A 24,908-nucleotide genomic window follows, 5' to 3' on the forward strand; every position below is an offset into this window, starting at 1 on the left:
TTATGTTTATTCTTAGGCGGCTATCCACATGTGGATAACTAGGTGTAGCCCAGTATTCATGTACCCTGCATGGATTCATAACCCTGTGCTCTAAGGGGCTTGAGGGCTCTGGATAACGGCGTTTAACCTGTGGATTAAAGTAGTGCTTACCCACAGGCAGGTTTTTCCTCAGCAAAAAATCGCTGTTATCAACGTAGCTGAGGGCGAGTTTTCCACAGACCTCCCGAGCTTGATTTGCCTCCTGTTGATGAAATGAATTTTGATCTCGCAGGCATGCAGGCGCCCTGTGTATCGGTTTGGGTTTTCCACAGACGAAAAAAAACCGCGCCATGCTGGCGCGGTTTCTGGAATTGCCAGGCGTGCTACTTGCCGATGCAGAAGCTCGAGAAAATCCGGCCAAGCAGGTCGTCCGAGCTGAATGCGCCGGTAATTTCGCCAAGCGCTTGCTGAGCCTGACGCAGATCCTCAGCCAACAGCTCTCCGGCACCGGCCAAGGTCAGTTGTGCCCTGCCATGCTCCAGGTGATCACTGGCCAGACGTAACGCCTCAAGATGCCGGCGCCGGGCGCTGAAGCTGCTTTCCGCGGTTTGTTCATAGCCCATGCAGGCCTTGAGGTGATCGCGTAGCAGGTCCAGGCCCATGTCGCTGTTCTGCGCACTGAGGGTGAGGGTGACGTGACCATCGTCGTTCTGCTCCAGGCCTACCGATTCACCGCTGAGGTCAGCTTTGTTGCGAATCAGCGTGACTTTGGCAGGATCTGGCCGTTGGTCGAGAAACTCAGGCCACAAAGCAAACGGATCACCGGCCTCCGGTGCAGTGGAGTCCACCACCAACAGCACACGATCAGCTTCGCTGATCGCCTTGAGCGCCCTTTGCACGCCGATTTTTTCCACATGGTCGTTGGTATCGCGCAGACCGGCCGTGTCGACCACATGCAGCGGCATGCCATCGATGTGGATATGTTCACGCAGGATGTCCCGCGTGGTGCCGGCGATGTCGGTTACGATCGCCGCTTCTCGGCCAGCCAACTGGTTGAGCAGGCTGGATTTGCCAGCATTCGGACGACCGGCGATCACCACGCTCATGCCATCACGCAGCAAGGCGCCCTGCCCGGCCTCACGCTGGACTGTGGACAACTCTTCGCGCACCCCATCGAGCATCCCCAGGACATGGCCATCGGCGAGGAAGTCGATCTCCTCCTCGGGGAAGTCGATGGCAGCCTCCACGTAGATGCGCAGTGCGATCAGCGCCTCGGTCAGCCCGTGTACACGCTTGGAGAAGGCCCCCTGCAGCGAGCGCAAGGCATTGCGCGCAGCCTGGGTGGAGCTGGCTTCGATGAGGTCGGCGATAGCTTCGGCCTGGGCCAGGTCGAGCTTGTCGTTGAGGAACGCGCGTTCGCTGAACTCACCCGGACGGGCCAACCTGCAACCGAGCTGCAAACAGCGTTGCAACAGCATGTCCATCACCACCGGACCGCCGTGGCCCTGCAGCTCGAGCACATCTTCGCCGGTGAACGAGTTCGGCCCAGGGAAGAACAGTACGATCCCTTCATCGAGCACCAGGCCGTCGGCGTCGCGCAACGGGCCGTAATGCGCGTATCGCGGTGTCAGGCTGCGTCCGGTGATGGCCTGCCCGGCTTGGCTGGCCAGCGGCCCCGACAGACGGACGATACCCACCCCCCCGCGGCCCTGGGCGGTGGCGATGGCGGCGATGGTTTCACGCACAGTGCTCATGATCAAAGCCTCTAAACAGATACGACAGATAGCAAAAACGCCCCCGAGGGGGCGTTTTATTCACAGGCTAGTCGAGTAGCCCGTCAAGCAGCAGCGTTTTTCTTGGCTGCTTCGATGCGGCGAGTGATGAACCACTGCTGCGAAATCGACAGGCAGTTGTTCACAACCCAGTACAGCACCAGACCGGCCGGGAACCACAGGAAGAAGAAGGTGAAGATGATCGGCATCATTTTCATGACCTTCGCCTGCATCGGATCCGGCGGCGTCGGGTTCAGGCGCTGCTGGATGAACATGGTCGCGCCCATGATGATCGGCAGGATGAAGAACGGATCCTTGATCGACAGGTCGGTGATCCACAGCATCCACGGGGCCTGGCGCATCTCGACGCTTTCCAGCAGTACCCAGTACAGGGCCAGGAACACGGGCATCTGTACCAGGATCGGCAGGCAGCCGCCCAGTGGGTTGATCTTCTCTTTCTTGTACAGCTCCATCATCGCCTGGGACAGTTTCTGGCGATCGTCACCGAAACGTTCCTTGAGCTGAGCCAGCTTCGGCGCCACCGCACGCATGCGCGCCATCGAGCGATAGCTGGCAGCCGACAGCGGGAAGAACAGGCCCTTGATGAGCATGGTCAGCACAATGATCGACCAGCCCCAGTTGCCCAGCAGGCTGTGGATATGTTGCAGCAGCCAGAAGATCGGCTGGGCGATGAACCACAGGAAGCCGTAGTCGACGGTCAGTTCCAGGCCTGGGGACAACTCCTTGAGCTTGGACTGGATCTTTGGACCTGCGTACAGCATGGCGCTGGTTTCGGCCTTGCCGCCGGCAGGCACGCTGAGCGCCGGGCCGGTGTAGCCGATGATGTAGTTGCCCTGGCTGTCCTTGCGGGTCATGACGGCGTTGTTGTCCGACTTGGCCGGAATCCATGCGGTCACGAAGTAGTGCTGCAACCACGCGACCCAACCGCCAGACACATTTTCTTTCAAACCGCCCTTGTCCATGTCTTTCATCGACACTTTCTTGTACGGCTCGGAAGCTGTCCACAGGGCTGCACCGAGGTAGGTGGCGGTGCCGGTGGCAGTGCTCGACGAAGGATCGGAGCTGGCGTCACGCTTGAGTTGGGCAAACAGGTTGCCGTTCCAGGCCTGAGCACTCTGGTTGTCGATCAGGTAGGTGACGGTCAGGTCGTACTCACCGCGCTTGAAGCTGAAGCGCTTGATGTAGTTGACGCCGTTTTCGCTGAACTTCAGGTCGACGACCAGTTGGTCCTGGCCATCGGCCAGTTGGAAGCTACGGGCATCGGCGGCATAAAGCGGACGGCCGCTGCTGCGGGCATCCGGGCCGTTGCTGCCGGTCAGGCCGGACTGCGCCAGGTAGACACGTTCGCCGCCATTATCGAAGAGCTGGAACGGAATCTCAGGGTGGTCCTGACGACGCGGGTACTTGGGCAGGGTCAGCTGGACGATGTCACCGCCGACCGGGTCGATAGCCAAGTCCAGGACATCGGTCTTGACCCGGATGAGGTCCTTGCTGACCGCAACCGGTGCAAGTTCCGCAGGGCTGGATTCAGCATTGGCGCTCGGCACATCGGCGCTGGCGCCGGAATTGCCGGCCGGCACGGTGTCCGGCAGAGCCGGGGCAGCATTGCTGGCAGCAGTATTCTGAGTCGGCAGGGCAGCCTGGCCATAGTCCTGGTTCCACTTGAGGACCATGACGTAGGACACGATTGCCAGGGCGACGATCAGGATCGTGCGTTTAATATCCATGATTACTCGGCTATCGAAGAAGTTCGGGAGGAAGGAGCGGGAGGAACGGGATCGAAACCGCCGTCGTTCCACGGATGACAACGCCCCAGGCGACGAACGGCCAGCCACCCACCACGCAACAAGCCATGGTTTTCGATGGCTTCGTATGCGTAACAGGAGCAGCTGGGATAGAAACGACAGTGACTGGCCATCAGTGGACTGATGGCGTAACGGTAGAACTGGATCGGAACGAGGGCCAGTTTACGCATTGTGACTGTCTACCCCTGCAGGATCGGCATTGACCGCTGGAGAGGGCCGACTGCGGACCAGTCGCTTCCAGAGCTTGCCAAAGTGTTGGTGCAATTCTGGGTTTTCCACTTCGCCCAACCCCTTGCGTGCAACGATCACGATATCCAGCCCCGCCAACAATTGCTGGTTCAGGCGGAACGAGTCGCGCATCAGGCGTTTCAGGCGATTGCGTTGAACGGCGAGCTTGACGCTCTTCTTGCCGATCACCAGGCCAAGGCGTGGATGATCGAGCCCGTTCTCGCGGGCAAGGATAAGCAGGTTTTTCCCTGGAACCTTGCCGGTTGGGGAGTCGAAGACCGCTTTGAAATGCCGGGGTGTAAGCAGTCGCTTTTCCCGACTGAAGTCCTGACTCACCACCTGTGCCGAAAAATCAAATGGCCAGACGCTTACGGCCTTTGGCACGACGACGCGACAGAACAGCACGGCCGTTCTTGGTAGCCATACGGGCACGGAAACCGTGGGTGCGGGCGCGCTTGATGGTGCTTGGTTGGAAAGTACGTTTCATGGCGTGTTACCTGGGTTGGTCGACAACGGGCCGGAAGGGCCCCCTTTTTAAGAGATCGGCGATTCTAGAGAAAGCAAGCCAATAGGTCAATTTCCAACCAGCCTTTCCTTGAGTAAGCGTTGAGCGAGCCATTCAAGGTTTCGCTTGCTGACATGCGTACCGATACTCAACATGAAAAAAGAAAGAGGCATATAAAAAGCTTTTCTGAAGATCTTAAAGAGTTTAAGTGGATAACCTTCTGTGGATAACCACGCTAAGCCCTTAATTTACGCTATGTACAGAGATTCAAAACCTTGTCGGTAACAGGTGTGATCGCTGTGCTGCGCATGCGGAAAAGCTGTGTATCGATAGGCTATTTATCCACAGCCGAATTATCCACAGGTCTGACCTCAGGGTTGTGCATAGCCCTCATGTACGGTTATCCACAGGGCTTATTCATACGTACAAATGCCATTTCTGTCTATTTTTGGCGTATTCAACACCGCCGTGCGCCGCCCGATATGTGGATAACTGACCCGCCGCCCGGTACAATGGCGGTTTGTTTTTGCCTCATCCGGCTTTCAACTCAGGGGATATCCGTGTCAGTGGAACTTTGGCAGCAGTGCGTGGAGCTTCTGCGCGATGAACTGCCTGCCCAGCAATTCAACACCTGGATCCGTCCGCTACAGGTCGAAGCCGAAGGCGACGAGTTGCGCGTCTACGCGCCTAATCGGTTCGTACTCGACTGGGTCAATGAAAAGTACCTGGGCCGTCTGCTCGAGCTGTTGGGTGAACATGGCAACGGCATCGCGCCTGCACTCTCCTTATTAATAGGTAGCCGTCGCAGTTCAGCACCGCGCGCTGCCCCTAATGCACCGGTCAGCGCCGCAGTCGCCGCATCCTTGGCCCAAGCCACTGTCCAGCAAACCGCCCAGGTTGTCGTAGCAAGCGAACCGGTTGCGGCCCCGCTGGCCGAGCGGGTCATGGAGGCCGAAGAACCCTCCAGCCGGGACAGCTTCGACAGCATGAGCGATACCGCTCCGGCGCCAGCCGCTTCAGGTCGAACCGAGCAGCGTACGGTGCAGGTTGAAGGTGCACTCAAACACACCAGCTACCTGAACCGCACGTTCACTTTCGAAACCTTTGTCGAGGGTAAGTCCAACCAGCTGGCGCGTGCTGCTGCGTGGCAGGTCGCCGATAATCCCAAGCATGGCTACAACCCGTTGTTCCTGTATGGCGGTGTCGGCCTGGGTAAGACCCACTTGATGCATGCCGTGGGTAACCATCTGCTGAAGAAGAACCCGAACGCCAAGGTGGTGTACCTGCATTCGGAGCGCTTCGTCGCGGACATGGTCAAGGCGTTGCAGCTCAACGCCATCAACGAGTTCAAACGCTTCTATCGCTCGGTGGATGCGCTGTTGATCGATGACATCCAGTTCTTCGCCCGCAAGGAACGCTCCCAAGAAGAGTTTTTCCACACCTTCAACGCGTTGCTTGAGGGGGGCCAGCAGGTCATCTTGACCAGCGACCGCTATCCGAAGGAGATCGAAGGCCTGGAAGAGCGCCTGAAGTCGCGCTTCGGCTGGGGCCTGACCGTGGCTGTCGAGCCGCCGGAGCTGGAAACCCGTGTGGCGATCCTGATGAAGAAGGCCGACCAGGCCAAGGTCGAGCTGCCCCACGATGCCGCGTTCTTCATCGCCCAGCGTATTCGCTCGAACGTTCGTGAACTCGAAGGGGCCCTGAAGCGGGTCATCGCGCACTCGCACTTCATGGGCCGCGACATCACCATCGAGCTGATTCGCGAGTCGCTGAAGGACTTGCTGGCATTGCAGGACAAGCTGGTCAGTGTGGATAACATTCAGCGCACGGTGGCTGAGTACTACAAGATCAAGATTGCCGACCTGCTGTCCAAGCGCCGTTCGCGCTCGGTAGCGCGCCCGCGTCAGGTGGCCATGGCATTGTCCAAAGAGCTGACCAACCACAGCCTGCCGGAAATCGGCGACATGTTCGGTGGCCGCGACCACACCACCGTGCTGCACGCCTGCCGCAAGATCAACGAACTTAAGGAATCCGACGCGGACATCCGCGAGGACTACAAGAACCTGCTGCGTACGCTGACGACCTGATGGCCGTCTGCGCAGCTTATTGAAGGCAAGGGACTAGACCATGCATTTCACCATTCAACGCGAAGCCCTGTTGAAACCCCTGCAACTGGTCGCAGGTGTCGTCGAGCGCCGCCAGACCTTGCCGGTCCTGTCCAACGTCCTGCTGGTCGTGCAAGGCCAGCAGTTGTCGTTGACCGGTACCGACCTGGAAGTCGAACTGGTTGGCCGCGTTCAACTGGAAGAGCCCGCCGAGCCGGGCGAGATCACCGTGCCTGCGCGCAAGCTGATGGACATCTGCAAGAGCCTGCCCAGCGATGTGCTGATCGACATCAAGCTCGATGAGCAGAAACTGCTGGTCAAGGCTGGGCGCAGCCGCTTCACCCTGTCTACGCTGCCCGCCAATGATTTCCCGACCGTGGAAGAAGGCCCAGGTTCTCTGACCTGCAACCTGGAGCAGAGCAAGCTGCGTCGTCTGATCGAACGCACCAGCTTCGCCATGGCCCAACAGGATGTGCGCTACTACCTCAACGGCATGCTGCTGGAGGTGTCCACCGACACCTTGCGCGCAGTCGCCACCGATGGCCACCGCCTGGCGCTGTGCGCGATGCAGGCACCGATCGCTCAGGCTGATCGTCATCAAGTCATCGTGCCACGCAAGGGTATCCTGGAGCTGGCGCGTCTGCTGACTGACCCGGAAGGCATGGTCAGCATCGTACTGGGCCAGCATCACATTCGCGCCACCACGGGTGAGTTCACCTTCACCTCCAAGCTGGTGGACGGCAAGTTCCCAGACTACGAGCGCGTACTGCCCAAGGGGGGCGACAAGCTGGTGATCGGCGATCGTCAGGCGCTGCGTGAAGCGTTCAGCCGTACGGCGATCCTGTCCAACGAGAAGTACCGTGGTATCCGCCTGCAACTGGCCGCTGGCCAGCTGAAGATCCAGGCCAACAACCCTGAGCAGGAAGAGGCAGAAGAAGAGATAAGCGTCGACTACAACGGCAGCTCTCTGGAGATCGGTTTCAACGTCAGTTACCTGCTGGATGTGCTGGGCGTGATGACCACCGAGCAGGTTCGCCTGATTCTCTCGGACTCTAACAGCAGCGCGTTGCTCCAGGAAGCTGGCAATGATGACTCCTCTTACGTCGTCATGCCGATGCGTCTGTAAACCGTAGCAGGCCCAATGTCCCTTCTACGGCTTTCGGTCACCGCGGTGCGTAACCTGCATCCGGTGACCCTCTCCCCCTCTCCCCGCATCAATATCCTTTACGGCGCCAACGGCAGTGGCAAAACCAGTGTGCTGGAAGCAGTGCATCTGTTGGGTCTTGCGCGTTCGTTTCGCAGTACCCGGCTGAACCCGGTTATTCAGTACGAGCAGCCCACTTGCACCGTGTTTGGCCAAGTCGAACTGGCAGAAGGCGGCACCAGCAACCTAGGTGTTTCACGGGAGCGCCAGGGCGATTTCACTATCCGCATCGACGGACAGAATGCGCGCAGTGCTGCTCAGTTAGCCGAGATGCTGCCTTTGCAGTTGATCAACCCGGACAGTTTTCGCTTGTTGGAAGGAGCGCCCAAGGTACGCCGACAGTTCCTCGATTGGGGTGTGTTCCACGTGGAACCCCGCTTCATGGCAACCTGGCAACGCCTGCAGAAGGCCCTGCGGCAGCGGAACTCATGGCTGCGGCATGGTACACTTGACGCTGTTTCGCAAGCCGCCTGGGATCGGGAGTTATGTCTCGCCAGTGCGGAAATAGATGAATACCGTCGCAACTACATCAAGGCCTTGAAGCCTGTCTTCGAGCGAACCCTGAGCGAGCTGGTCGAACTGGATGGGTTGACCCTGAGCTATTACCGCGGCTGGGACAAGGACCGGGAACTCAACGAAGTCCTCGCGACTTCTCTTCTTCGCGACCAGCAGATGGGTCACACCCAAGCCGGACCACAGCGCGCGGATCTGCGCCTGCGACTGGGTGCGAATAACGCCGCTGACATCCTCTCGCGAGGGCAGCAGAAGCTGGTGGTGTGCGCATTGCGCATTGCCCAGGGGCATCTGGTGAGCCAAGTTCGTCGCGGGCAGTGTATTTATCTGGTGGATGACTTGCCGTCAGAGTTGGACGAACAGCATCGCCGCGCCCTGTGCCGCTTGCTTGAAGAATTGAACTGCCAGGTGTTCATCACCTGCGTAGACCACGAATTTCTGAGGGAAGGCTGGCAAACGGAAACGCCAGTCGCTTTGTTCCACGTGGAACAGGGCCGTATCACCCAGACCCACGACCATCGGGAGTGAAGGCATGAGCGAAAATCAAACGTACGACTCCTCCAGCATCAAGGTGCTGAAAGGGCTGGATGCCGTACGCAAACGTCCCGGCATGTACATTGGCGACACCGATGACGGCAGCGGCCTGCACCACATGGTATTCGAGGTGGTCGACAACTCCATCGACGAGGCCCTGGCCGGTCACTGCGATGACATCACTGTCATCATCCACCCGGACGAATCCATCAGCGTGCGTGACAACGGCCGCGGGATTCCGGTCGACGTGCATAAAGAAGAAGGCGTATCGGCGGCCGAGGTCATCATGACCGTGCTGCACGCTGGCGGTAAGTTCGACGACAACTCCTATAAGGTGTCTGGCGGTCTGCACGGTGTTGGTGTGTCGGTGGTGAACGCCCTGTCCGAACAGTTGGTACTGACCGTTCGCCGCAGCGGCAAGATCTGGGAGCAGACCTACGTCCACGGTGTTCCACAAGCGCCCATGGCGATTGTGGGGGACAGTGAAACCACCGGTACCCACATTCACTTCAAGCCATCGGCTGAAACCTTCAAGAACATCCACTTCAGCTGGGACATCCTTGCCAAGCGTATCCGCGAGCTGTCGTTCCTGAACTCCGGTGTAGGCATCCTGCTTAAGGATGAGCGCTCCGGCAAGGAAGAGTTCTTCAAGTATGAAGGCGGTCTGCGTGCCTTCGTCGAATACCTGAACACCAACAAGACCCCGGTCAACTCTCAGGTCTTCCACTTCAACGTCCAGCGTGACGATGGTGTAGGTGTTGAAGTCGCGCTGCAATGGAACGACAGCTTCAACGAAAACCTGCTGTGCTTTACCAACAACATTCCACAGCGCGACGGTGGTACCCACCTGGTCGGTTTCCGTTCCTCGCTGACCCGCAGCCTGAACAGCTACATCGAACAGGAAGGCTTGGCCAAGAAGAACAAGGTCGCCACTACCGGTGATGACGCCCGTGAAGGTTTGACCGCGATCATTTCGGTCAAGGTACCCGATCCGAAGTTCAGCTCGCAGACCAAGGACAAGCTGGTTTCCTCGGAGGTGAAGACCGCCGTGGAACAGGAGATGAACAAGTACTTCGCTGACTTCCTGTTGGAGAACCCCAACGAAGCCAAGGCGGTGGTCGGCAAGATGATCGACGCTGCCCGTGCCCGTGAAGCCGCGCGCAAGGCCCGTGAGATGACCCGCCGCAAAGGCGCCTTGGACATTGCCGGTTTGCCAGGCAAATTGGCCGACTGCCAGGAGAAAGATCCTGCGCTTTCCGAACTGTACCTGGTGGAGGGTGACTCCGCAGGTGGCTCGGCCAAGCAAGGTCGTAACCGTCGTACCCAGGCCATCCTGCCGCTCAAGGGGAAGATTCTCAACGTCGAGAAAGCTCGCTTCGACAAGATGATCTCTTCGCAGGAGGTCGGCACGCTGATCACTGCGCTGGGCTGCGGTATTGGTCGCGAAGAGTACAACATCGACAAGCTGCGCTATCACAACATCATCATCATGACCGATGCTGACGTCGACGGTTCGCACATCCGTACCCTGCTGCTGACATTCTTCTTCCGTCAGTTGCCGGAGCTGGTCGAGCGCGGCTACATCTATATTGCCCAGCCGCCACTGTACAAGGTGAAGAAAGGTAAGCAGGAGCAGTACATCAAGGACGACGAGGCCATGGAAGAGTACATGACCCAGTCGGCCCTCGAAGACGCCAGCCTGCATCTGGACGAGTCGGCGCCTCCGGTTTCCGGCGTACAGCTCGAAGCCCTGGTGAATGAGTTCCGCAGTGTGATGAAGACGCTCAAGCGTCTGTCGCGCTTGTACCCTCAAGAACTCACCGAGCACTTCATCTATCTGCCGGAAGTCACCCAGGAGCAGTTGGCCGATAACGCCGCCATGCAGGCCTGGCTGAGCAAGTTCCAGGAGCGCCTGAACAGCAGCCAGAAGTCCGGGCTGACCTACGCTACTAGCCTGCGCGAAGACAAAGAACGCAATATCTGGTTGCCGGAGGTTGAAGTTACCTCGCATGGCTTGGCCAGTTATGTGACCTTCAATCGCGAGTTCTTCGGTAGTAACGATTACCGTTCGGTGGTCGTAGTGGGTGCCAAGCTCGCTACCCTGCTGGGTGAAGGTGCCTATGTGCAGCGTGGCGAGCGTCGCAAAGCTGTCACTGAGTTCAAGGAAGGCCTGGACTGGCTGATGAACGAAAGCACCAAGCGCCACACCATCCAACGATATAAAGGACTGGGTGAGATGAACCCGGACCAGTTGTGGGAAACCACGATGGATCCGACGGTGCGCCGTATGTTGAAGGTGACCATCGAAGATGCCATCGCCGCTGACCAGCTGTTCAACACCTTGATGGGAGATGCGGTCGAGCCACGCCGTGACTTCATCGAGAGCAATGCGCTGTCGGTGTCTAATCTGGACTTCTGATTCAACCCCGCACCAGCGAAAGGCCAACCTCACCAGTTGGCCTTTTTTTTGTTCCACGTGGAACAACGCGTCTCATATCTCGATCCCTTTTCGCCCAGAGTTGGGCGCTGACGCACCGGCCATGACTGCGATGATCACCTAGACCATACCGGTTTCCTTGCTGAGCATCAGTTTGATCGCCGGCACGCTGACGCTATAGTTCAGCTTCGCTGGTTGAGCGTTTTCAGCCTTCAATGCAAGGTGAGCTTGCTTGGCAGGGTACCGCAAAGGCTTGGCGGATCACGGGAGAGTTCAATGATTATCGGCAACCACCTTCACATTGAGGCCCTGTATGACCAGGCGACCTCGACGCTCAGCTACTTGGTGATGGATGGGCAGACCCGCCAATGTGCGTTGATCGACAGTGTGCTGGACTATGACCCAAAGTCCGGGCGCACGTGCAGCGCTTCTGCCGACCGTTTGATCGAGCGGGTCGAAAAGCTGGGTGCGAAGGTTCAATGGATTCTCGAAACCCATGTACACGCCGATCACCTTTCTGCAGCGGCGTACCTCAAGGAAAAGCTCGGTGGACACACTGGTATCGGTGCGCAGATCACCCAGGTGCAGAAAACCTTCAGTTCCTTGTTCAATGCCGAGCCTGGCTTTGCCCGCGACGGCAGCCAGTTCGACGTTCTGTTCGAGGATCAGGAAGGCTTTCGTATCGGCAATCTGCATGCCCGTGCCCTGCACACCCCAGGCCACACTCCCGCCTGTCTGAGCTACTTGGTAGAAGAGGCTGGTGAGCAGGTCCTGTTCGTTGGTGACACCTTGTTCATGCCAGACTACGGGACTGCGCGCTGCGACTTCCCCGGCGCCAGCGCGCGGACGCTGTTCCGTTCGATCCGGCGTCTGCTGGCCTTCCCTGACCAGACCCTGCTGTTCATGTGTCACGACTACCTGCCTGGCGGTCGTGAATTGCGCTATTTCACTACGGTAGGCGAGCAGCGTGCATCCAACATCCATATCCATGCCGGGGTCAGCGAAGCGCAGTTCGTGGCCATGCGCGAAGCCCGCGATGCCACCCTCGACATGCCTGTGCTGATGCTGCCCTCGGTTCAGGTAAATATGCGTAGCGGACGCTTCCCTGAACCCGAACAGAATGGCGTCAGCTATCTGAAGATCCCGCTGAACACGTTGTAAAGCTAACACCGCTAATCCTAGTCTTAAGGAACACACTGATGCTCGATGCGTTGCCGCGCCCTACCCCGCTATGTGCCGACTATCGGCACTGGCACCTATGCGATGTGCTGTTGTGACTGAGCTGTCATTGCTGGGTGGCGCGCTGGGCGCAATCATCGGCGCCGTGTTGGCACTCACCGGTGCTGGCGGTGGTATCCTGGCGGTGCCGTTATTGGTGTTCGGGCTTGGCTTGTCGATGGTTGAAGCCGCACCTATTGGGTTGCTCGCCGTCGGGTTGGCGGCTGCGGTAGGGGCCCTGTTGGGATTGCGTGAGGGGCTGGTGCGCTACCGCGCGGCGTTGTTCATCGCCTCGATCGGTATCGTCGCCTCGCCATTGGGCCTGATGCTGGCACATCGTCTGCCCAACACGCCGCTGGCGCTGGGATTCGCCGGGGTGCTGGTTTACGCCTGCCTGCGCATCTGGCGTAAAGCGGCGCGGCAGTTACGTGGTGAAGACAACCTGGCTCATCGCTTCATCGAACCTTGCGTACTCAATCCGCAGCAAGGGCGGCTGCGATGGACGCTGCCGTGTGCCAGGGCGCTGGCCTTTACCGGGTTCATGTCCGGTTTGCTGTCCGGCTTGCTGGGGGTGGGGGGAGGCTTTGTCATCATTCCGGCGTTGAACCGCTACACCAACCTGCGCATGGCCAGCATCGTCTCGACCTCGCTGGCGGTGATCGCGCTGGTCGCCACCGGTAGCGTGATCAGCGCCAGTCTGGCGGGTGTGATGCACTGGCGCATTGGCGCGCCGTTCGCCGTCGGGGCTGTGGCCGGCTTGCTGCTGGCGCGGCCGTTAGCCAACAAAATTGCCGGCCCGCGCTTGCAGCAACTGTTCGCACTGGTGGGGTGTGGCGCTGCCGTGTTGCTGGCCGGCAAGGCGCTACTCAGCTAACAGTTCGTCTTGTTCGGCGGCGCACAGCGCCAGCAAATAGTCCCACACTACCCGCAAGCGTACCGACTTGTGCAGCTCGCGCCGGGTGCAGATCCAATAGCTGCGTTGGATGGTTTCGCTGGGAAGCACGCGTACCAGCTTCGGATCATGCCGGGCCATGTAGTTAGGTAGCACGGCGATACCCAGCCCGGCCTGCGCCGCTTGCTGCTGGGCGATCACGCTGGTGCTGCGAAACACCACGTTGGGGGCCCGGCAGAAGCTGTTGAGCAACAGCAGCTCCTGGCTGAACAGTAAGTCATCGACGTAGCCGATCCAGCTGTGGCGTGCCAAATCCTCGCGGCTGTTCAAGGGAGGCGCACGGTCCAGGTAATCCTGGCTTGCATATAGCGCCAGGCGATAGTCCGTGAGCTTGCGGGTGATCAGCAGATCGGCGCTGGGGCGTTCCAGGTGGATACTGATTTCCGCCTCACGGTTGAGGATGCTGACGAAACGTGGCACCGCCACCAACTCCACTTCCAACCCCGGGTAACGTTGGAACAACGCACTCATGCGTGGGGTGAAGAACATGATGCCGATGCCTTCGGTGACCCCAAGGCGGATCTTGCCCAAGGGAGTGATGGCCTGGGTGATCTCTTCCTGCGCTAGCAGGGCGACGTTTTCCATGGCTTCGGCATGCTTGAGCAAGGCTTGGCCCGAGGGCGTCAGTTCGTAGCCCTGCGCATGCTGAACGAACAGTGCGGTGCCCAGGCTCTGCTCGATGCTCTCGATGTGCCGGGCCACCGTGCTGTGGGTGGTGTTGAGGCGCTTGGCAGCAGTCAGCAGCCGACCGCTGCGCTGCAACTCCAGGAAAAACCGTAGATCGTTCCAGTCGAACATGCTGATCCTTTTGGCTGTTCGTTCGGGCCTTTTCGCGGCAGTGGCTCGGATTACCGGGGCGGCTGGCTTGCCCGCGAAGTGGCCAGGAGAGGCTTATCGTTGTGCTAAAACGCACAACGGGTGCGCGAAATCTCGTGTTTCCTCAGCGAAATTAATCAATAAGATGGATCGGGACAAGAATAATAATCAGGCGCGAGGTTGCACATGCCATCAGCCGATCCTGTCTACGACTACGTGGTCGTGGGCGCTGGTCCCGCCGGTTGCCTACTGGCCAATCGGTTGTCCGCCGACCCTGCTTGCCGGGTATTGCTGCTCGAAGCAGGCGGGCGCGACAACTATCCCTGGATACACATTCCCGTCGGTTACCTCTACTGCATTGGTAATCCACGTACCGACTGGTGCTTCAAGACCGAGCTGCAACCCGGCCTCAACGGCCGTGCCTTGGGCTACCCTCGGGGCAAGGTGCTCGGCGGCTGCTCGTCAATCAACGGCATGATCTACATGCGTGGCCAGGCGGCCGACTATGACGGCTGGGCCGAACAAGGCAATGCCGGCTGGGCGTGGAAAGATGTACTGCCGCTGTTCAAGGCCAGCGAAAATCATTTCGCAGGTGCCAACGAGAGTCACGGTGCACAGGGAGAGTGGCGGGTCGAGCGCCAGCGCTACAGTTGGCCGATACTCGATGCCTTCCGAGAAGCCGCAGCGCAGAGCGGCATCGGCAAGGTCGATGACTTCAATACCGGTGACAACGCCGGTTGTGGATACTTTCAGGTCAACCAGCGCAGCGGTGTACGCTGGAACGCATCCAAGGCCTTTCTCAGGCCCATTCGCAGCCGCGCCAACCTGACCGTGCTGACTGGCGTTCAGGTCGATAAGGTGCTGCTCGGCAACACTCGCGCCCAAGCGGTCAAGGCATTCTGGCAAGGCGCATGGCACGAATTCGGCGCACGCCGGGAGATCATCCTCTGTGCAGGTTCGGTAGGCTCCCCCGGTATTTTGCAGCGCTCCGGCATCGGCCCGCGCAAGCTGCTGGAAGAGGTGGGAATCCCCGTGCGTCACGACCTGCCCGGGGTGGGTGGCAACCTGCAGGACCACCTGCAACTGCGCTTGATCTACCAGGTCCGCAACACCCGCACACTGAACCAGATGGCCCACAGCCTATGGGGCAAGCTGGGCATGGGCCTGCGTTATGCCTTTGATCGCAGCGGTCCCTTGGCCATGGCCCCGAGTCAGTTGGGCGCATTCGTTCGCTCCAGCCCCGAGCAAGCCACCGCCAACCTGCAATATCACGTGCAGCCGCTGTCGCTGGAGCGCTTCGGCGAGCCACTGCATCGCTTTGCGGCTTTCACCGCGTCGGTGTGCAACCTGCGTCCGGCCAGCCGTGGGCGTATCGACATACGTTCGGCAGACATGAACGTGGCCCCTCTGATCGACCCCAACTACCTGAGCGATCCGGCTGATTTGCGCGTGGCTGCCGATGCCATTCGCCTGACCCGGCGCATCGTCCAGGCCCCTGCCCTGGCCGCGTTCGATCCGCGGGAGTACCTGCCCGGCCCTGCCCTTCAACGTGAAGAAGACCTGCACCAGGCCGCTGGCCAGATCGGCACCACCATTTTCCATCCGGTGGGCACCTGCCGCATGGGCAACGGTGCGCTGGATGTTGTGGATAACCAGCTGCGTGTGCACGGCATTCCAGGGCTGCGCGTGGCTGACGCCTCGATAATGCCGCAGATCGTCTCCGGCAATACCTGTTCACCCACGCTGATGATCGCCGAGAAGGCGGCGCAACTGATCCTCAAGGGGGCACATACCCAGACCAACCTCAGCGATTGCAGCGCGATACCGACGCCCTGACCCGGGTGCGTGCAACACCGGCGGCCCGAGGTCAGAGCTGCCGACAGTGGAACAACAAGAATAATCACTGTGGCCTTCGGGCCGAGGACAGCAACGATGTCGGATTACATTCAAGAGCAAGGTGCGGCCGCCACTCGCAGCAGCCGCCGTGAAGAACGTAAGATCATTTTCGCGTCATCCCTCGGGACAGTGTTCGAGTGGTATGACTTTTTTCTCTATGGCGCACTGGCTGCAGTCATCAGCAAGCAGTTCTTCGCGGGCGTCAACGACACCACCGCCTTCATCTTCGCGCTGATGGCGTTTGCTGCCGGCTTCCTGGTGCGCCCGTTCGGCGCACTGGTGTTCGGTCGGCTGGGGGATATGATCGGGCGCAAGTACACCTTCCTGGTGACCATCGTGCTGATGGGCTTGTCGACCTTTGCGGTCGGCCTGTTGCCCACCTACGCCAGTATCGGGATCGCGGCACCGATCATCCTGGTGGTGCTGCGCATGCTTCAGGGCCTGGCGCTGGGCGGCGAGTACGGCGGCGCTGCGACCTACGTGGCCGAACATGCACCGCCCGGCAAGCGCGGTTTCCACACCGGCTTCATCCAGTCTACCGCTACGCTCGGTTTGCTGCTGTCGCTGACCGTGGTGCTGGGCAGCCGCTACATCAGTGGCGATCAGTTCGAGACGTGGGGCTGGCGCCTGCCCTTCCTGCTGTCGATCGTGCTGCTGGCGATTTCCACCTGGATCCGCATGAGCATGCACGAGTCACCGGCCTTCGTGAAAATGAAGGCCCAGGGCAAGGTGAGCAAATCGCCGATCCGTGAGTCGTTCACCTCATGGCCGAACCTCAAGGTGGTGCTCACTGCGCTGTTCAGCATCAATGCCGGGCAAGCGGTGACCTTTTACACCGCACAGTTCTACGTGCTGTTCTTCATGACCCAGATGCTCAAGATGGACCCGGCCCAAGCCAACACGCTGCTGATCATCAGCGTGGTAATCGGTGCGCCGTTCTTCGTGTTCTTCGGCTGGCTGTCTGACCGTATCGGGCGCAAGCCGATCCTGATGCTGGGCCTGCTGTTGGCAACGGTCTGCTACTTCCCAATGTTCAAGGCTCTGAGCCATTACGCCAATCCGCAGATCGACGCGGCCAGCCGCCAGGCGCCGATCGTGGTCAGCGCCAACCCACAAGGCTGCACCTTCCAGTTCGACCCGGTCGGCAAGGCACGTTTCGACAGCCCCTGCGACAAGGTCAAGACCTTCCTGGTCAAGCAGGGCCTGCCTTACAGCTCGGTGAGCGTGGCCGGCAACGATGTCTCCGTGAGCATTGGCGAGACGACCATCAACGGCTTCGACGAAGCCGCCATGCGCAGCGCCATCGAGGCCGCCGGTTACCCCTCCAAGGCGGACCCGGCCAATGTGAACCAGGTGATGGTGGTGGTGTTGATCGTCGCCATGATCCTGATCGCAACCATGACCTATGGGCCATTGGCGGCGGTGATGGTCGAGCTGTTCCCCACCCGCATCCGCTACACCTCGATGTCCCTGCCCTACCACATTGGCAACGGCTGGTTCGGAGGCTTCCTGCCGACAGTTTCGTTCGCGTTGGTGGTGTACACCGGGGATATCTTCTACGGCCTGTGGTATCCGGTGCTGATCACTGGGGTGAGCCTGGTGGTGGGGATCTTCTGCCTGAAAGAGACTCGGGATGTGGATATCGACAAGGTCTGAAACAGGCTGGCAGTGATGCGGTGAAAGCGGGCTTGCCCGCGATGAACCCAAGCTTGTTGCACGGGCACAAAAAAACCGGCGTAAAAGCCGGTTTTTTTATAGCCCGAAAAAACTTATGCACGATTTTCGGAAAAACTTCATACAGAGAAATAAATAGCTAATTCAATCACTTAGGCTGTATTTGGAACGATTTATCGAAAACTTGCTAACACGTTATCCACAGATGCTCAGGCAGGCTGCTGTGCCGGGTTTTCTGCCACTGGCGGCAGCGAACCCATGGCTCGCTGGGTGGCTTCGTTCCAGGCCTGAGCACGTTCGTTAAGCTCGGCGATGGCCCGTGGACCGGTGCCCTCTGCGTACATCGGCGCACCGATCACCACCTCGATGGTACCGGGACGTTTTCCCCAGCCTTCACGCGGCCAGAATTTGCCGGCGTTGTGGGCAATCGGCAGCACAGGCAGCCCGGCGTTGACGGCAAGCGCGGTACCGCCACGCGAGAATTTGCCGATCTGGCCATGCGGCACGCGGGTGCCTTCGGGGAATATCAGCACCCAGGTGCCCTGCTTGAGCAACTCGTCGCCCTGGCTGGCCACCTGACGCAAAGCCTCTTTGGGGTTGTTACGGTCGATGGCGATCGGCCGCAGCATGGCCATGGCCCAGCCAAAGAATGGCACGTACAGCAGCTCACGCTTGAGTACCTGGCTCAGTGGCGAGAAGTACGCCGAGAGGAAGAACGTCTCCCAAGTGCTCTGGTGATTCGACAAGATCACGCAAGGCTCCTGCGGCACGTTCTCGGCGCCGGTCACCTTATAGTGGATACCGAGCACCGTACGGGCCAGGAACACGGCGCAGCGACACCAGTACACGTTGATGAACTTGTAGCGCTTGGGGAATGGCAGGAAAGGCGCGACGAAGAAGCTCAGCGAGCACCACAGCAGCGAACTGGTGCCCAACAGCAGGTAAAAAAGAAAGATTCTGATCGCCTGCAGGATCGACATAGTGGCAAGTACCGTTGCGGGGCAATGCCCGCCTAAGGAAAGTGCGCCACACAGGCGCGCTTCTTTTAAATAAGTGCTCTGGCGATAGCCGCCAGATCGTCGAAAATCAGTGTGTTTTCCGGGACGCCTTTTTCCAGGGTCCGCTCACCCTTGCCGGTTTTCACCAACACAGGTTGTGCATCGACGGCCAGCGCCGCCTTCAGGTCACCTTGGCTGTCGCCTACGAACCATACGCCAGCCAGCTCAACCTGATAGTGCTCGGCGATTGCCCGCAGCATGCCGGGTTTGGGTTTGCGGCATTCGCAACCTTCGTCCGGGCCGTGCGGACAATGCACGATGTAGCCGACCTCCCCGCCCTGTGCCGCCACCAACTCGCGCAGGCGCGTGTGCATGGCTTGCAGGGTGGCGAGGGGGTAATAGCCGCGTGCAATGCCAGACTGGTTGGTGGCCACGGCCACCGTCCAGCCGGCTTTGCTCAACTGCGCGATGGCCTCGATCGAGCCGGGGATGGGGATCCACTCTTCCAGCGACTTGATGTAGGCGTCGGAGTCGAAGTTGATCACTCCGTCTCGATCGAGAATCAGCAGTTTCAAGGCTTACCCCAGCAGCGAAATGTCGGCCACGCCCAGGAACAGACCGCGCAGGCGGCTGAGCAGGGCATAGCGGTTGGCTCGCACCTTGGCGTCTTCGGCGTTGACCAGCACCGCTTCGAAGAAGGCATCGACCGGGTCGCGCAGGGCGGCCAGGCGCGTGAGCGCTTCGTTGTACTGACGCGCGGCGGCCATCGGTTGCACGGCCTGGTCGGCCTGCTGGATGGCCGAGTACAGCGAGAACTCGTTGGCGTTGTCGAAGTACTTGGGCTCGACCTGCTCGGAGATGGCGCCGTCGGCCTTGCTCAACAAGTTCGACACGCGCTTGTTGGCTGCCGCCAGGGCCTCGGCTTCGGGCAGTTTGCGGAACGCCTGAACGGCCTGCACACGCTGGTCGAAGTCCAGCGGCGAGCCGGGCTTGAGGGCACGTACGGACAGGTAGGTGGCAACATCGGTGCCTTCGTCTTCGTAGCGCGCGCGCAGACGGTCGAAGATGAACTCCAGCACCTGCTCGGCCAGGCCCGTGGCCTTGACCTTGGCACCGAACTGTTTGACCGCGAACTCGACGGTGGTGCTCAGGTCCAGGTCCAGTTGCTTGTCGATCAGGATACGCAGCACGCCGAGGGCCGCGCGGCGCAGCGCGTACGGATCCTTGCTGCCGGTGGGCAGCATGCCGATGCCGAAGATGCCGACCAGGGTGTCGAGCTTGTCGGCGATGGCCACGGCAGCGCCGGTCAGCGTCTGCGGCAGCTCCGCACCGGCGCCACGCGGCATGTACTGCTCGTTCAGGGCCAGGGCGACGTCTTCCTGCTCGCCGTCGTTGAGGGCGTAGTAGTAGCCGGCCACACCCTGCATTTCAGGGAACTCGCCGACCATCTCGGTGGCCAGGTCGCACTTGGACAGCAGGCCGGCACGGCCGGCGTTGGCTGCGCTGCCGCCGATGTACGGGGCAATGAACGCGGCCAGCTTGGCAACGCGCTCGGCCTTTTCGAACACGGTGCCGAGTTGGGCCTGGAATACCACGTTCTTCAGGCGCTCGTTGAAGCTTTCCAGCGGTTGCTTCTTGTCCTGCTTGAAGAAGAACTCAGCGTCGGTCAGGCGCGGGCGCACGACTTTCTCGTTGCCCAGCACGATCTGCTTCGGATCGCGGCTCTCGACGTTGGCCACGGTGATGAAGCGCGGCAGAAGCTTGCCTTCGTTGTCCAGCAGGCAGAAGTACTTCTGGTTGTCCTGCATGGTGGTGATCAGGGCTTCCTGCGGTACGTCGAGGAAACGCTCCTCGAACGAGCACACCAGTGGCACTGGCCATTCGACCAGGGCAGTCACTTCATCCAGCAACGCCGGTGGCACGATGGCGGAGCCTTCCTGCTGCATGGCCAGCTCTGCTGTGCGCTTGCTGATCAGTTCGCGACGCTCGGCGAAGTCGGCCAGCACGTAGGCCTTGCGCAGGTCTTCGACGTAATTGGCCGGGGCACTGATAGTCACGCTTTGCGGATGATGGAAGCGATGGCCACGGGATTCACGGCCAGCTTTCTGCGACAGCAGGGTGCAGTCGACCACCTGCTCGCCCAGCAACATCACCAGCCATTGGGTCGGACGCACGAACTCTTCACGGCTGGCCGCCCAGCGCATGCGCTTGGGAATTGGCAGGTCGTTGAGCGAATCTTCGACGATGGTGGGCAGCAAGCTGGTGGTGGCCTTGCCGGGGATGTGCTGCGAGAAGCGCAGTTTCGGGCCGCTCTGGTCGATCTCCGACAGCTCGACGCCGCATTTCTTGGCAAAGCCCAGGGCCGCTTGGGTCGGCTGGCCTTCGGCGTTGAAGGCGGCCTGCAGGGGTGGGCCGTCGATGTTGATGCTGCGATCCGGCTGCTGCACGTCGAGTTGACGGATCAGCACGGCCAGGCGACGCGGTGCGGCATAGAACTGCTTGCCGGTGTAGTTCAGGCCGGCCGCCTGCAGGCCTTTTTCGATGCCGGCGAGGAACGCCTCGCCCAGGGTTGCCAGGGCCTTCGGTGGCAGCTCTTCGGTGCCCAGTTCAACCAGGAAATCTTGAGCACTCATTGTGCAGCCTCCAGCTTAGCCAACACTTCGTCACGCAATTCAGGGGTGGCCATCGGGAAGCCCAGGCGTGCACGGGCTTGCAGATAGCTCTGGGCGACGTCACGGGCGAGCGTACGTACGCGCAGGATGTAGCGCTGGCGCTCGGTCACCGAGATGGCGCGGCGGGCGTCCAGCAGGTTGAAGGTGTGCGAAGCCTTCAGGACCATTTCGTAGGTCGGCAGCGGCAGCTCCAGCTTGATCAGGCGGTTCGCTTCGCTTTCGTAGAAGTCGAACAGTTCGAACAGCTTCTCGACGTTGGCGTGCTCGAAGTTGTAGGTCGACTGCTCCACTTCGTTCTGGTGGAACACATCGCCGTAGGTGACCTTGCCGAACGGGCCGTCGGCCCAGACCAGGTCGTACACCGAGTCGACACCCTGGATGTACATGGCCAGTCGTTCCAGGCCGTAGGTGATTTCACCGGTGACCGGATAGCACTCGATACCGCCGACCTGCTGGAAGTAGGTGAACTGCGTCACCTCCATGCCGTTCAGCCAGATTTCCCAGCCCAGGCCCCAGGCGCCGAGGGTCGGCGATTCCCAGTTGTCTTCGACGAAGCGGATGTCGTGAACCAGCGGGTCCAGGCCGATGGCTTTCAGCGAGCCGAGGTAGAGCTCCTGGAAGTTGGCCGGGTTCGGCTTGAGCACGACCTGGAACTGATAGTAGTGCTGCAGGCGGTTGGGGTTTTCGCCATACCGCCCGTCGGCGGGGCGACGGCTGGGCTGCACGTAGGCGGCGTTCCAGGTCTCGGGGCCGACGGCGCGCAGGAAGGTCGCGGTATGGAAAGTGCCGGCGCCTACTTCCATATCGTAGGGCTGAAGCACCACACAACCTTGAGCCGCCCAGTAGTTCTGCAGGGCGAGGATCAGGTCTTGGAAGGTACGCACGGCTGGCGTAGGCTGGCTCACGAAATTCACCTGTATCTGGGGATGCGGATGTAAAGAGCGGGAGTATAACCCGATTCGCCTCGCCCTCTACTCATTGGAGCCTTATGCCGCGCTGCTTTTGGTGTTCCGACGACCCGTTGTACCAGGCTTACCATGACCACGAGTGGGGAACGCCGCAGCGCGACCCGGCGTTGCTCTTCGAGATGCTTTTGCTCGAAGGGTTCCAGGCGGGGCTCTCGTGGATCACCGTGTTGCGTAAACGCGAGCGCTACCGCCAGGTGCTGGAGGGCTTCGACCCGGTCAGGCTGGCGCAGCTCAGCGATGAGCGCATCGAGGAACTGATGCTCGATGCCGGCATCATCCGCAACCGCTTGAAGCTCAAGGCCGTGCGGCGCAATGCGCAGGCCTGGCTGGCTGTGGATAACCCGTCCGAGTGGTTGTGGTCGTTCGTCGGCGGCGTGCCGAAGATCAACCACTTCCAGGGCCGCGGCGACGTGCCGGCGGTTACCGGTGAAGCCAAGGCGATGAGCAAGGCCCTGCAGAAAGCCGGTTTCACCTTCGTTGGCCCGACCATCTGCTACGCCTTCATGCAGGCCACCGGCATGGTCATGGACCACACCACCGACTGTGATCGCTACGCCGCGCTGGTACGCTGAGCGCCGCAGGTCATGGCTTTATCAGCAGCCCCTGGCCAGTCGGAAGGCTCGCGATGGCAATGTTTGCCCTGCTCGCCCACTCATCCATGCCTTCCTTCTGCGGGTGATAACCGTAGTAGGCATAGTCATCCAGCAATACCACAGCCCCCGGAACCAGACGCTCCCAAAGATGTTCGATCGCCGCGACTTCAGGCAGGGTGCAATTGAGGTCGATGTGCAGGAACGCGATCTGACTGGATTTGATCTCGACCAGGGTGTCAGGAATGCTGCCTTGCACGATGACCGCATTCGGCCATTCAGCGAAGTTCTCCCGCACCGAGTCGATGTTCGATGTGTAGAAGCCGTTGGCGATGAGTTTGCGGTTCTTTTCGGTAGCCCCGGAAATCTTTTCCTGGTCTGACAGATAGCGGTCATCCACGCCGGCATAAGTGTCGAGCAGGTAGAACTTCCTGCTGCAGTTGTTCCAGTCGAGATCTTCCATGATGGCGGAGCTGAGTACGCCATAGTTCACCCCGCACTCGACGAAGTCGCCTTCGTGTCTGGCAGCAGTACGTGCTGCCCACAATCCCATGTGAACCCGCCAGTACCATTTGTAATCGGCGCCACGTGCGGCTTTGACGCCCCGGGCATAGGCCTTGATGAAGCGCGGATCGCTCATGAAGTCATGGTTGTGTTTGGAGGCGAGGCCGTCGAACTGGTAAAGACGTTCGACAATCGGCGTCACGGCAGCAGGATCGCGTTTGTAGCTACGGTTTTCTGATATGCCCCAGGCAAGATAGTGCTGTGCGGGATCAATCCCGGCCAACCTGACATCGGGATGAATCCTCAAATACTCTTCTGGACAAAAATCGCTGGGTAGCATGCTCGGTTGCTCTCGATTAAGTAAGGCGTTGTTGAACCTGTGTCGTTGAGTACCACGACCTGCACGACCGGTCAGCCTGGCTGAGGAAGTTACAGCGCAGGATTCTGCCGCTGGTGTATTTTCACGTCAATTTTCTGCTATCACCCAGACTGACGTGCCGCTGTTGCTGGCCGCCGTGTAGCGCTAAGAGGGTACAATGCGCGCATTGCTGAAATAAGGAATTCGCCTGTGGAAAAGTTCAAGGGCGCCCTGATGGTCGGGGTGCTGCGTCTGTTCGCCAAGCTGCCCTGGGGTGCGGTGCAGCGCGTTGGCGCTGGCATCGGCTGGCTGATGTGGAAAATCCCCAATGGCTCGCGCAACGTGGTGCGCATCAACCTGGCCAAGTGTTTCCCGGAAATGGACGCTGGCGAGCGTGAGCAACTGGTTGGCCGTGCGCTGAAGGATATCGGCAAATCGTTCGTCGAAAGTGCCTGCGCCTGGATCTGGCCGCCGCAGCGCTCGCTGGAGCTGGTCAAGGAAGTGCACGGCCTGGAGGTGCTGGAGCAGGCCCTGGCTTCGGGCAAGGGCGTGGTCGGCATCACCAGCCATCTGGGCAACTGGGAAGTGCTCAACCACTTCTATTGCAACCAGTGCAAACCGATCATCTTCTACCGCCCGCCGAAGCTCAAGGCGGTGGATGACCTGCTGCGTGAGCAGCGCGTGCAGATGGGTAACCGCGTGGCGCCTTCGACCAAGGAGGGCATCCTGAGCGTGATCAAGGAGGTGCGCCGTGGCGGCCAGGTAGGGATTCCCGCCGACCCAGAGCCGGCCGAGTCGGCTGGGGTGTTCGTGCCATTCCTCGGCACCCAGGCGCTGACCAGCAAGTTCGTGCCGAACATGCTCGCCGGTGGCAAGGCGGTGGGTGTATTCCTGCATGCGTTGCGCCTGCCGGATGGCTCGGGCTTCAAGGTGTTCCTGGAAGCGGCGCCCGAGGCCATGTACAGCACCGATGTAAATGAATCGGCAGCAGCCATGAGCAAGGTGGTCGAGCGCTATGTGCGTGAGTACCCGAGCCAGTACATGTGGAGCATGAAGCGCTTCAAGAAGCGCCCGGCGGGCGAGGCGCGCTGGTACTGAGATTCTTGGGGGCGCTTTGCGCCCCTTTCGCGGCACAAGGCCGCTCTCATAGAACTACACA

At 60.1% G+C, this 24,908-nt stretch carries 21 protein-coding genes; 10 read left to right on the forward strand and 11 right to left on the reverse strand.

The window, feature by feature from the left end; all coding sequences use genetic code 11:
* Nucleotides 1-362: 362 nt before the first annotated feature.
* The 5 genes from mnmE to rpmH all read right to left on the reverse strand — a co-directional run bounded on the left by mnmE (nucleotide 363) and on the right by rpmH (nucleotide 4,292).
* Nucleotides 363-1,733: a tRNA uridine-5-carboxymethylaminomethyl(34) synthesis GTPase MnmE gene (mnmE, locus tag FEM01_RS17765; RefSeq protein ID WP_138220789.1), complete on the reverse strand. Its 1,371-nt coding sequence runs from the start codon at nucleotides 1,731-1,733 to the stop codon at nucleotides 363-365.
* Nucleotides 1,734-1,816: 83 nt separating this feature from the next.
* On the reverse strand, nucleotides 1,817-3,499 hold the full coding sequence (gene yidC / locus FEM01_RS17770) for a membrane protein insertase YidC (protein WP_138220790.1): 1,683 nt from the start codon (nucleotides 3,497-3,499) through the stop codon (nucleotides 1,817-1,819).
* A 2-nt stretch (nucleotides 3,500-3,501) separates the two neighbouring features.
* Complete coding sequence (gene yidD, locus FEM01_RS17775; protein WP_011536514.1) at nucleotides 3,502-3,747, reverse strand: membrane protein insertion efficiency factor YidD; 246 nt, start codon at nucleotides 3,745-3,747, stop codon at nucleotides 3,502-3,504.
* Nucleotides 3,740-4,144, reverse strand: coding sequence for a ribonuclease P protein component (gene rnpA / locus FEM01_RS17780; protein ID WP_138220811.1), 405 nt, complete (start codon nucleotides 4,142-4,144; stop codon nucleotides 3,740-3,742). The genes yidD and rnpA overlap by 8 nt, the downstream gene beginning before the upstream one ends.
* A gap of 13 nt (nucleotides 4,145-4,157) precedes the next feature.
* Nucleotides 4,158-4,292 (reverse strand): 50S ribosomal protein L34, encoded by a 135-nt coding sequence (rpmH, locus tag FEM01_RS17785; protein WP_003253163.1) that lies wholly within the window; start codon nucleotides 4,290-4,292, stop codon nucleotides 4,158-4,160.
* A 578-nt stretch (nucleotides 4,293-4,870) separates the two neighbouring features.
* Between rpmH and dnaA the strand changes: the two genes are divergently transcribed.
* From dnaA to FEM01_RS17815, 6 genes are all read left to right on the forward strand, one after another.
* A complete protein-coding gene (gene dnaA / locus FEM01_RS17790; protein ID WP_138220791.1) occupies nucleotides 4,871-6,397 on the forward strand; it encodes a chromosomal replication initiator protein DnaA in 1,527 nt (508 codons plus the stop codon).
* A 40-nt stretch (nucleotides 6,398-6,437) separates the two neighbouring features.
* The gene (dnaN, locus tag FEM01_RS17795; RefSeq protein ID WP_138220792.1) at nucleotides 6,438-7,541 is read left to right on the forward strand and encodes a DNA polymerase III subunit beta; all 1,104 of its coding nucleotides are present in this window, start codon (nucleotides 6,438-6,440) and stop codon (nucleotides 7,539-7,541) included.
* 15 nt (nucleotides 7,542-7,556) lie between these two features.
* A complete protein-coding gene (gene recF, locus FEM01_RS17800; protein WP_138220793.1) occupies nucleotides 7,557-8,660 on the forward strand; it encodes a DNA replication/repair protein RecF in 1,104 nt (367 codons plus the stop codon).
* Between the two features lie 4 nt (nucleotides 8,661-8,664).
* Complete coding sequence (gene gyrB, locus FEM01_RS17805; protein WP_138220794.1) at nucleotides 8,665-11,085, forward strand: DNA topoisomerase (ATP-hydrolyzing) subunit B; 2,421 nt, start codon at nucleotides 8,665-8,667, stop codon at nucleotides 11,083-11,085.
* A gap of 294 nt (nucleotides 11,086-11,379) precedes the next feature.
* The gene (locus FEM01_RS17810) at nucleotides 11,380-12,264 is read left to right on the forward strand and encodes an MBL fold metallo-hydrolase (protein WP_138220795.1); all 885 of its coding nucleotides are present in this window, start codon (nucleotides 11,380-11,382) and stop codon (nucleotides 12,262-12,264) included.
* 112 nt (nucleotides 12,265-12,376) lie between these two features.
* Nucleotides 12,377-13,195 carry a sulfite exporter TauE/SafE family protein gene (locus tag FEM01_RS17815; RefSeq protein ID WP_138220796.1) on the forward strand — a complete coding sequence of 273 codons (819 nt, stop codon included), beginning with the start codon at nucleotides 12,377-12,379 and terminating at the stop codon, nucleotides 13,193-13,195.
* Here FEM01_RS17815 and FEM01_RS17820 read toward each other — a convergent pair.
* Nucleotides 13,184-14,071 (reverse strand): LysR family transcriptional regulator, encoded by an 888-nt coding sequence (locus FEM01_RS17820; protein WP_138220797.1) that lies wholly within the window; start codon nucleotides 14,069-14,071, stop codon nucleotides 13,184-13,186. The genes FEM01_RS17815 and FEM01_RS17820 overlap by 12 nt on opposite strands.
* Before the next feature lie 204 nt (nucleotides 14,072-14,275).
* Here FEM01_RS17820 and FEM01_RS17825 point away from each other — a divergent pair, with 204 nt between their 5' ends.
* Both FEM01_RS17825 and FEM01_RS17830 read left to right on the forward strand, forming a co-directional pair.
* Nucleotides 14,276-15,925 (forward strand): GMC family oxidoreductase, encoded by a 1,650-nt coding sequence (locus FEM01_RS17825; RefSeq protein WP_138220798.1) that lies wholly within the window; start codon nucleotides 14,276-14,278, stop codon nucleotides 15,923-15,925.
* A gap of 96 nt (nucleotides 15,926-16,021) precedes the next feature.
* A complete protein-coding gene (locus FEM01_RS17830; protein WP_138220799.1) occupies nucleotides 16,022-17,641 on the forward strand; it encodes an MFS transporter in 1,620 nt (539 codons plus the stop codon).
* A 227-nt stretch (nucleotides 17,642-17,868) separates the two neighbouring features.
* Here FEM01_RS17830 and FEM01_RS17835 read toward each other — a convergent pair whose 3' ends face one another.
* The 4 genes from FEM01_RS17835 to glyQ form a co-directional block, all read right to left on the reverse strand.
* Nucleotides 17,869-18,639, reverse strand: coding sequence for a lysophospholipid acyltransferase family protein (locus tag FEM01_RS17835; protein WP_138220800.1), 771 nt, complete (start codon nucleotides 18,637-18,639; stop codon nucleotides 17,869-17,871).
* Between the two features lie 65 nt (nucleotides 18,640-18,704).
* A complete protein-coding gene (gene gmhB, locus FEM01_RS17840; protein ID WP_138220801.1) occupies nucleotides 18,705-19,232 on the reverse strand; it encodes a D-glycero-beta-D-manno-heptose 1,7-bisphosphate 7-phosphatase in 528 nt (175 codons plus the stop codon).
* A gap of 3 nt (nucleotides 19,233-19,235) precedes the next feature.
* Nucleotides 19,236-21,290 carry a glycine--tRNA ligase subunit beta gene (glyS, locus tag FEM01_RS17845; RefSeq protein ID WP_138220802.1) on the reverse strand — a complete coding sequence of 685 codons (2,055 nt, stop codon included), beginning with the start codon at nucleotides 21,288-21,290 and terminating at the stop codon, nucleotides 19,236-19,238.
* Nucleotides 21,287-22,234 (reverse strand): glycine--tRNA ligase subunit alpha, encoded by a 948-nt coding sequence (gene glyQ, locus FEM01_RS17850; protein ID WP_027592054.1) that lies wholly within the window; start codon nucleotides 22,232-22,234, stop codon nucleotides 21,287-21,289. Before glyQ ends, glyS begins: the two co-directional genes overlap by 4 nt.
* Before the next feature lie 83 nt (nucleotides 22,235-22,317).
* Here glyQ and FEM01_RS17855 point away from each other — a divergent pair, with 83 nt between their 5' ends.
* The gene (locus FEM01_RS17855; protein ID WP_138220803.1) at nucleotides 22,318-22,869 is read left to right on the forward strand and encodes a DNA-3-methyladenine glycosylase I; all 552 of its coding nucleotides are present in this window, start codon (nucleotides 22,318-22,320) and stop codon (nucleotides 22,867-22,869) included.
* A gap of 10 nt (nucleotides 22,870-22,879) precedes the next feature.
* On the opposite strand, the gene FEM01_RS17860 is transcribed toward FEM01_RS17855, so the two are convergent.
* A complete protein-coding gene (locus FEM01_RS17860; protein WP_138220804.1) occupies nucleotides 22,880-23,731 on the reverse strand; it encodes a class I SAM-dependent methyltransferase in 852 nt (283 codons plus the stop codon).
* Between the two features lie 228 nt (nucleotides 23,732-23,959).
* Between FEM01_RS17860 and FEM01_RS17865 the strand changes: the two genes are divergently transcribed.
* Nucleotides 23,960-24,847, forward strand: coding sequence for a lysophospholipid acyltransferase (locus tag FEM01_RS17865; protein ID WP_138220805.1), 888 nt, complete (start codon nucleotides 23,960-23,962; stop codon nucleotides 24,845-24,847).
* Nucleotides 24,848-24,908 lie beyond the last annotated feature (61 nt).

The organism is Pseudomonas mosselii (assembly GCF_005796105.1).
In the GTDB taxonomy this organism is placed as follows: domain Bacteria; phylum Pseudomonadota; class Gammaproteobacteria; order Pseudomonadales; family Pseudomonadaceae; genus Aquipseudomonas; species Aquipseudomonas mosselii_C.

Bases quoted from the DNA above. Each gene is read 5' to 3' on its own strand.
- FEM01_RS17830 (WP_138220799.1), top strand. From the start codon at position 16,022: ATGTCGGATTACATTCAAGAGCAAGGTGCGGCCGCCACTCGCAGCAGC.
- FEM01_RS17825 (WP_138220798.1), top strand. From the start codon at position 14,276: ATGCCATCAGCCGATCCTGTCTACGACTACGTGGTCGTGGGCGCTGGT.
- yidC (WP_138220790.1), bottom strand. From the start codon at position 3,499: ATGGATATTAAACGCACGATCCTGATCGTCGCCCTGGCAATCGTGTCC.
- glyS (WP_138220802.1), bottom strand. From the start codon at position 21,290: ATGAGTGCTCAAGATTTCCTGGTTGAACTGGGCACCGAAGAGCTGCCA.
- FEM01_RS17855 (WP_138220803.1), top strand. From the start codon at position 22,318: ATGCCGCGCTGCTTTTGGTGTTCCGACGACCCGTTGTACCAGGCTTAC.
- yidD (WP_011536514.1), bottom strand. From the start codon at position 3,747: ATGCGTAAACTGGCCCTCGTTCCGATCCAGTTCTACCGTTACGCCATC.
- FEM01_RS17810 (WP_138220795.1), top strand. From the start codon at position 11,380: ATGATTATCGGCAACCACCTTCACATTGAGGCCCTGTATGACCAGGCG.
- gyrB (WP_138220794.1), top strand. From the start codon at position 8,665: ATGAGCGAAAATCAAACGTACGACTCCTCCAGCATCAAGGTGCTGAAA.
- FEM01_RS17860 (WP_138220804.1), bottom strand. From the start codon at position 23,731: ATGCTACCCAGCGATTTTTGTCCAGAAGAGTATTTGAGGATTCATCCC.
- FEM01_RS17835 (WP_138220800.1), bottom strand. From the start codon at position 18,639: ATGTCGATCCTGCAGGCGATCAGAATCTTTCTTTTTTACCTGCTGTTG.
- recF (WP_138220793.1), top strand. From the start codon at position 7,557: ATGTCCCTTCTACGGCTTTCGGTCACCGCGGTGCGTAACCTGCATCCG.
- dnaN (WP_138220792.1), top strand. From the start codon at position 6,438: ATGCATTTCACCATTCAACGCGAAGCCCTGTTGAAACCCCTGCAACTG.
- mnmE (WP_138220789.1), bottom strand. From the start codon at position 1,733: ATGAGCACTGTGCGTGAAACCATCGCCGCCATCGCCACCGCCCAGGGC.
- rpmH (WP_003253163.1), bottom strand. From the start codon at position 4,292: ATGAAACGTACTTTCCAACCAAGCACCATCAAGCGCGCCCGCACCCAC.
- FEM01_RS17820 (WP_138220797.1), bottom strand. From the start codon at position 14,071: ATGTTCGACTGGAACGATCTACGGTTTTTCCTGGAGTTGCAGCGCAGC.